Here is a 4,588-nt window from a genome sequence, read left to right on the forward strand (position 1 = left end):
GTGTAGCGGCCGTCGGCGAAAAAGCGCACCGACAGCCCGACGCTGCCGACGCCGAAGGACTCGGCCAGCAGCGGCTTGCGGCCGCGGCCGAGGATCATCTCGGTGGAGCGGCCGCCGATGTCGATRACCAGGCGGGGCTTGTCGGAGGGCTGCAGCCGGGCAACGCCGGCAAAGATCAGCCGCGCTTCCTCGCGGCCGGCGATGACCTCGATGGGATGGCCGAGCACGGCCTGGGCACGGGCCAGGAAGGCGTTGCGGTTGCGCGCCTCGCGCAGGGTCTGCGTCGCAACGGCGCGGATGCGCTCCGGCGCGATGCCGACGAGCTGCTCGCCGAAGCCCTGCAGGCAATTCAGGCCGCGCTGCATGGCCTCTTCGGTCAGCATGCCCTGTGCGTCCAGGCCGGCGCCCAGGCGCACGGCCTCCTTGATGTAGCTGACGCGCTGGTAGCGCTCGCCCGACAACCGGGCCAGCTCCAGGCGGAAGCTGTTGGAGCCGATGTCGATGGAGGCCCAGATTCGGCCGGCTGGATCAGGGCGCGTCGTCATGGCGGCGGATTGTCGGGGCAAAATTTGACGCTCCCTTCGTATCTCACCCTGGAGCCCCCACCTTGAAAGACGAGATCGACAGCCTCGCGCCGTCCCGCGACTTCAGCCGCCGCAGCTTTGTGCAGACGACGGTGGGTAGCGGCTTCGCGGCCGCCGTGCTGCCGGTGACGGCCCAGACGATCTCCACCGACACGGCGGGCCTGGAGGCGGGCCCGGTCAGCATCCCCGTGGGCGACTTCCAGATGCCGGCCTACCGGGCGGCGCCTGCCGGCCGGAAGAACCTGCCGGTCGTGCTGGTGGCCTGCGAGATCTTCGGCGTGCACGAGCACATCGCGGACGTCTGCCGGCGGCTGGCCAAGCAGGGCTACCTGGCCATCGCGCCCGAGCTGTTCGCACGCCACGGCAATGCCGGCGCCTACACCGACATTCCCAAGCTGATCAGTGAGGTGGTCAGCAAGGCGGGCGATGCCCAGGTCAATGGCGACCTGGACGCCACGGTCGCCTGGGCGGCGGCGAACGGCGGTGATCCCGCCAAGCTGGCCATCACCGGCTTTTGCTGGGGTGGGCGCACGACCTGGTCCTATGCGRCCCACAACCCCAGGCTGACGGCTGCAGCCGCCTGGTACGGCCCGGTGGCACGCAACTACAACGCTGGCGACAAGACTGTCGTCGAGCGCGCCGCGAGCATCAAGGCGCCGGTGCTGGCGCTGTACGGCGCGGCCGATGGCGGCATCCCGGTCGAGACGCTGACCCAGCTCGAAGCCGCGCTCAAGGCGGCGGGCAACACGAAATGCGAGTTCGTCGTCTACCCCGACACGCCGCACGGCTTCTATGCCGACTACCGCCCCAGCTACCGCAAGGCCGCGGCCGACGACGCCTGGGCGCGAGCGCTGGCGTGGTTCCGAAAAAACGGTGTGGCTTGACCCGTCTGCTACGCTGACCGCCCTCGGGCCGCAGTCCATGGCTGTGGCCCGTTGCTTTTGCCTGATTCCATGACCCTTCTCTACATCGTGCTCGCCACCTTCGCGGGCGGGCTGCTGTCGGTGCTCGTTGCCGCGAGCCTGACCGTCGGCGTGCTGACCCGCCTCGTCAAGAGCCTCGTCAGCCTGTCGGCCGGCATCCTGCTGGGCACGTCGCTGCTGAACGTGCTGCCCGAGGCCTTCGAGAGCCACACGGCCAAACCGCAGGTGCTGTTCGCCGTGCTGCTGGGCGGCCTGCTGTTCTTCTGGCTGCTGGAGAAGGTGGAGCTTTACCGCCACGTCCACCATCACGAGGGCGACGGCCACCATCACCACCACCACTTCGACGCCGAGCAGGCCGGSCGCGGCGGCCTGACCGTGCTGGTGGGCGACAGCATCCACAACTTCTGCGACGGCGCCATCATCGCGGCCGCCTTCCTGGCCGACACGCGGCTGGGCTTCGCCACGGCGCTGGCCATCGTCGCCCACGAGATCCCGCAGGAGGTGGGCGACTACATCGTGCTGCTCAACGCCGGCTTCAGCCGCGGCAAGGCGCTGCTGTTCAACGCGATCTCGGGCATGGCGGCGGTCGTCGGCGGCGTGCTGGGCTACTTCCTGATCGGCGGCTTCGAGGGTGTGCTGCCCTATCTGCTGGTGCTGGCGTCCAGCAGCTTCATCTACATCTCGGTGGCCGACCTGCTGCCCCAACTGCAGCAGCGCCTGGCCTGGCGAGAAACCTTTGCCCAGGTCGCGTGGCTGGGCGTGGGCCTGGGCGTGGCCTTCGCGGTGTCCCAGCTGCTGCATGGCACTCATTGACGCAGGGTTGCGCGGCGCGCTGGTTGCCGTGCTGATCCTCGTGGTGCTGGTGCTGCTGCCGCATTGGCGGCATGCACGGCACGCCGATCTCGTGCGCACGGGCATTGCGCTGTCGCTGTCCTCTGCCGTGCAGGCCATTTCTGCCTCGCCCTGGGTCGAACACGAGCTGCGCTGCGCCGTCCAGGCACCCGGCATTGGCATCTCGCTCGGCTCCGCCGTGCTGTTCTGGCTGTTCGCGCGCGCCGTCTTCGAGGACGGCTTTCGCCTGCGCGCCTGGCATGGCGTGCTGTGGGCCGCCGTTGCGCTGTTCGGCGCGACGATCTGCCTGTGGTGGGGCTGGTGGCCCGCCTTCGTGCTGTTGCGGGCCTTGCCCATCGCTTTCGCGGCGCTGGGCCTGGCCGCCGTGGTGGGGCCATGGCGGGTGGACCTGGTTGAAAAGCGCCGGCGCCTGCGCGGCCTCGTCGTCGGCGGCGGCGCAAGTTATGCCGTCGTCATGGTGGCCCTGCGTATCGGCTCACCGAACGGCACGTTGAGCGGCGCCGCCGCGCTTGGCGACGTGGCCATGATGCTGACGCTGACCAGCCTCGTCGCCTGGCAACTGTTGCGGCCGCGCGTGTCGGGCCTGTGGGACGAAGACGTCGCGCCGCCGCCACCTCCCGCGCTGCCGGCCGAGGACCCGCAGGACCGGGCGTTAGCCGCCGCGCTGGCCATGCTGATGGGCGAGGGCCGCGGCTACGCACAGGAGGGTTTGAGCCTGGCCAGCCTGGCCGAGCAGCTCGGCACGCCGGAGTACCGGCTGCGCCGCGTCATCAACCAGGGCCTGGGCCATCGCAATTTCAATGCCTTCGTCAACGGCCTGCGCCTGCTTGAGGCCAAGCGCCGCCTGGCCGACCCGAGCGAGCGCGGCCTGCCGGTGCTGACCATCGCGCTGGACGTGGGCTTTGGCTCCATCGGCCCCTTCAATCGCGCCTTCAAGGCCGATACCGGCCTGACGCCGACCGAATTTCGCCAGAAAGCGCTGGCCGAATCCTAAAAAGCAGCGCCGAAACCTGCAACGCGCGGGTTTCGGTCAGACATGGCGGGCAGGGTGGCCGAGGCTGAGGGCTTCTCAACTTCCGAGGAGCCAGCCATGTTCTTCCGCTTCCTGCTCACCAGCCTGGCGCTGAGTGCCTCCGCGCACGCCGCCACCGTCGGCACACTGACTCTGCTCGCCGACGATGACGGCGGCGCCGTCACGCTGTTCTATCCCACCGCCGCCGCCGGCCGGCCTGAAACGCGCGGCGACCTGCAGCTGATGCTCGCGCCGGATGCCCCACCGGCGCCGGGCAAGGGCCGCCTCATCGCCATCTCGCACGGCTCGGGCGGCGGCCCCTGGGTGCACACGACCCTGGCCAAGGCCCTCGTCGAGGCCGGTTTCACGGTCGTGCTGCCCCTGCACCGAGGCGACAACTGGACCGACCCCGGCCGCCCCGGCCCCGACAGCTGGAAACAGCGCCCCGCCGAGATTAGCCATGCCATCGACCGCGTTGCCGCCGACCCACGCTTTGCCGGCCTGAAGCTGGACCGCGTCGGCGGCTTCGGCATGTCGGCCGGCGGCCACACCATGCTCAGCCTGGCCGGCGGGGCCTGGTCGCCCGAGCGCTTTCGCGCCCATTGCGAGAAGGACCTGGCGGAAGACTTCTACAGCTGCATCGGCCTGGCCACGCGGCTGACCGGCGGCGCGTTTGACGGCCTCAAGCTCTGGGTGGCCCGGCACGTGCTCGACTGGAAGTTCCGTGACGCGACGCCGCAGGTCCACAACGACCCGCGCATCGCCGCCGTCGTGGCTGGTGTGCCGGCGGCAGCCGACTTCGATCTGGCGACCCTCGCCAAGCCGCGCGTGCCACTGGGCCTGATCACCGCCGATGGAGACCGCTGGCTGCTGCCGCGTTTTCACAGCGACCCGCTGCTGGCCGCCTGCCAGGGCTGCGAGTTGATCGCTGCGCTGCAAGGCGCCGGCCATGGCGCATTGCTGGCACCGCCGCCGCCGGCCRACAACCTTGGCCGCCTGGAATGCGACCTGCTGTGCGACCCGCCTGGGTTTGACCGGCGCGCGATAACGGCGTCGTGGGTGGAGCGAACGGTGGGGTTCTTTCGCCAGCATCTGCTTGGCGCCGAAATGTGACCATTTGAAACAGAAGCTAAACAGCGCACCTCAACCCTGGATTACCTAAGTAGTACCGATCCTTGGGAGAGAGACATGGTTTCAGTAGTCACGGGTAGCGGCAA

Annotated in this window: 5 protein-coding genes; 4 read left to right on the forward strand and 1 reads right to left on the reverse strand. The window is 69.5% G+C overall.

Going from position 1 to position 4,588, the window contains the following annotated elements; translation table 11 throughout:
• A partial coding sequence (locus AC1DU6_RS20810; protein WP_477859283.1) for a Ppx/GppA phosphatase family protein occupies window positions 1–545 on the reverse strand: 545 nt, incomplete at its 3' end.
• Window positions 546–607: 62 nt separating this feature from the next.
• On the opposite strand from AC1DU6_RS20810, the gene AC1DU6_RS20815 reads away from it, so the two are divergent.
• The 4 genes from AC1DU6_RS20815 (at window position 608) to AC1DU6_RS20830 (ending at window position 4,484) form a co-directional block, all read left to right on the forward strand.
• The gene (locus AC1DU6_RS20815) at window positions 608–1,468 is read left to right on the forward strand and encodes a dienelactone hydrolase family protein (protein ID WP_477859285.1); all 861 of its coding nucleotides are present in this window, start codon (window positions 608–610) and stop codon (window positions 1,466–1,468) included.
• Between the two features lie 69 nt (window positions 1,469–1,537).
• The gene (locus tag AC1DU6_RS20820; RefSeq protein WP_056198584.1) at window positions 1,538–2,320 is read left to right on the forward strand and encodes a ZIP family metal transporter; all 783 of its coding nucleotides are present in this window, start codon (window positions 1,538–1,540) and stop codon (window positions 2,318–2,320) included.
• Complete coding sequence (locus AC1DU6_RS20825; RefSeq protein WP_477859287.1) at window positions 2,307–3,353, forward strand: helix-turn-helix domain-containing protein; 1,047 nt, start codon at window positions 2,307–2,309, stop codon at window positions 3,351–3,353. Before AC1DU6_RS20820 ends, AC1DU6_RS20825 begins: the two co-directional genes overlap by 14 nt.
• A 96-nt stretch (window positions 3,354–3,449) precedes the next feature.
• Window positions 3,450–4,484 (forward strand): alpha/beta hydrolase family protein, encoded by a 1,035-nt coding sequence (locus AC1DU6_RS20830; RefSeq protein ID WP_477859289.1) that lies wholly within the window; start codon window positions 3,450–3,452, stop codon window positions 4,482–4,484.
• Window positions 4,485–4,588 lie beyond the last annotated feature (104 nt).

It is taken from the genome of Roseateles sp. P5_B10, assembly GCF_056400485.1.

Excerpts from the sequence above, each read along its gene's own strand:
- AC1DU6_RS20825 (WP_477859287.1), top strand. The coding sequence starts at position 2,307 with ATGGCACTCATTGACGCAGGGTTGCGCGGCGCGCTGGTTGCCGTGCTG.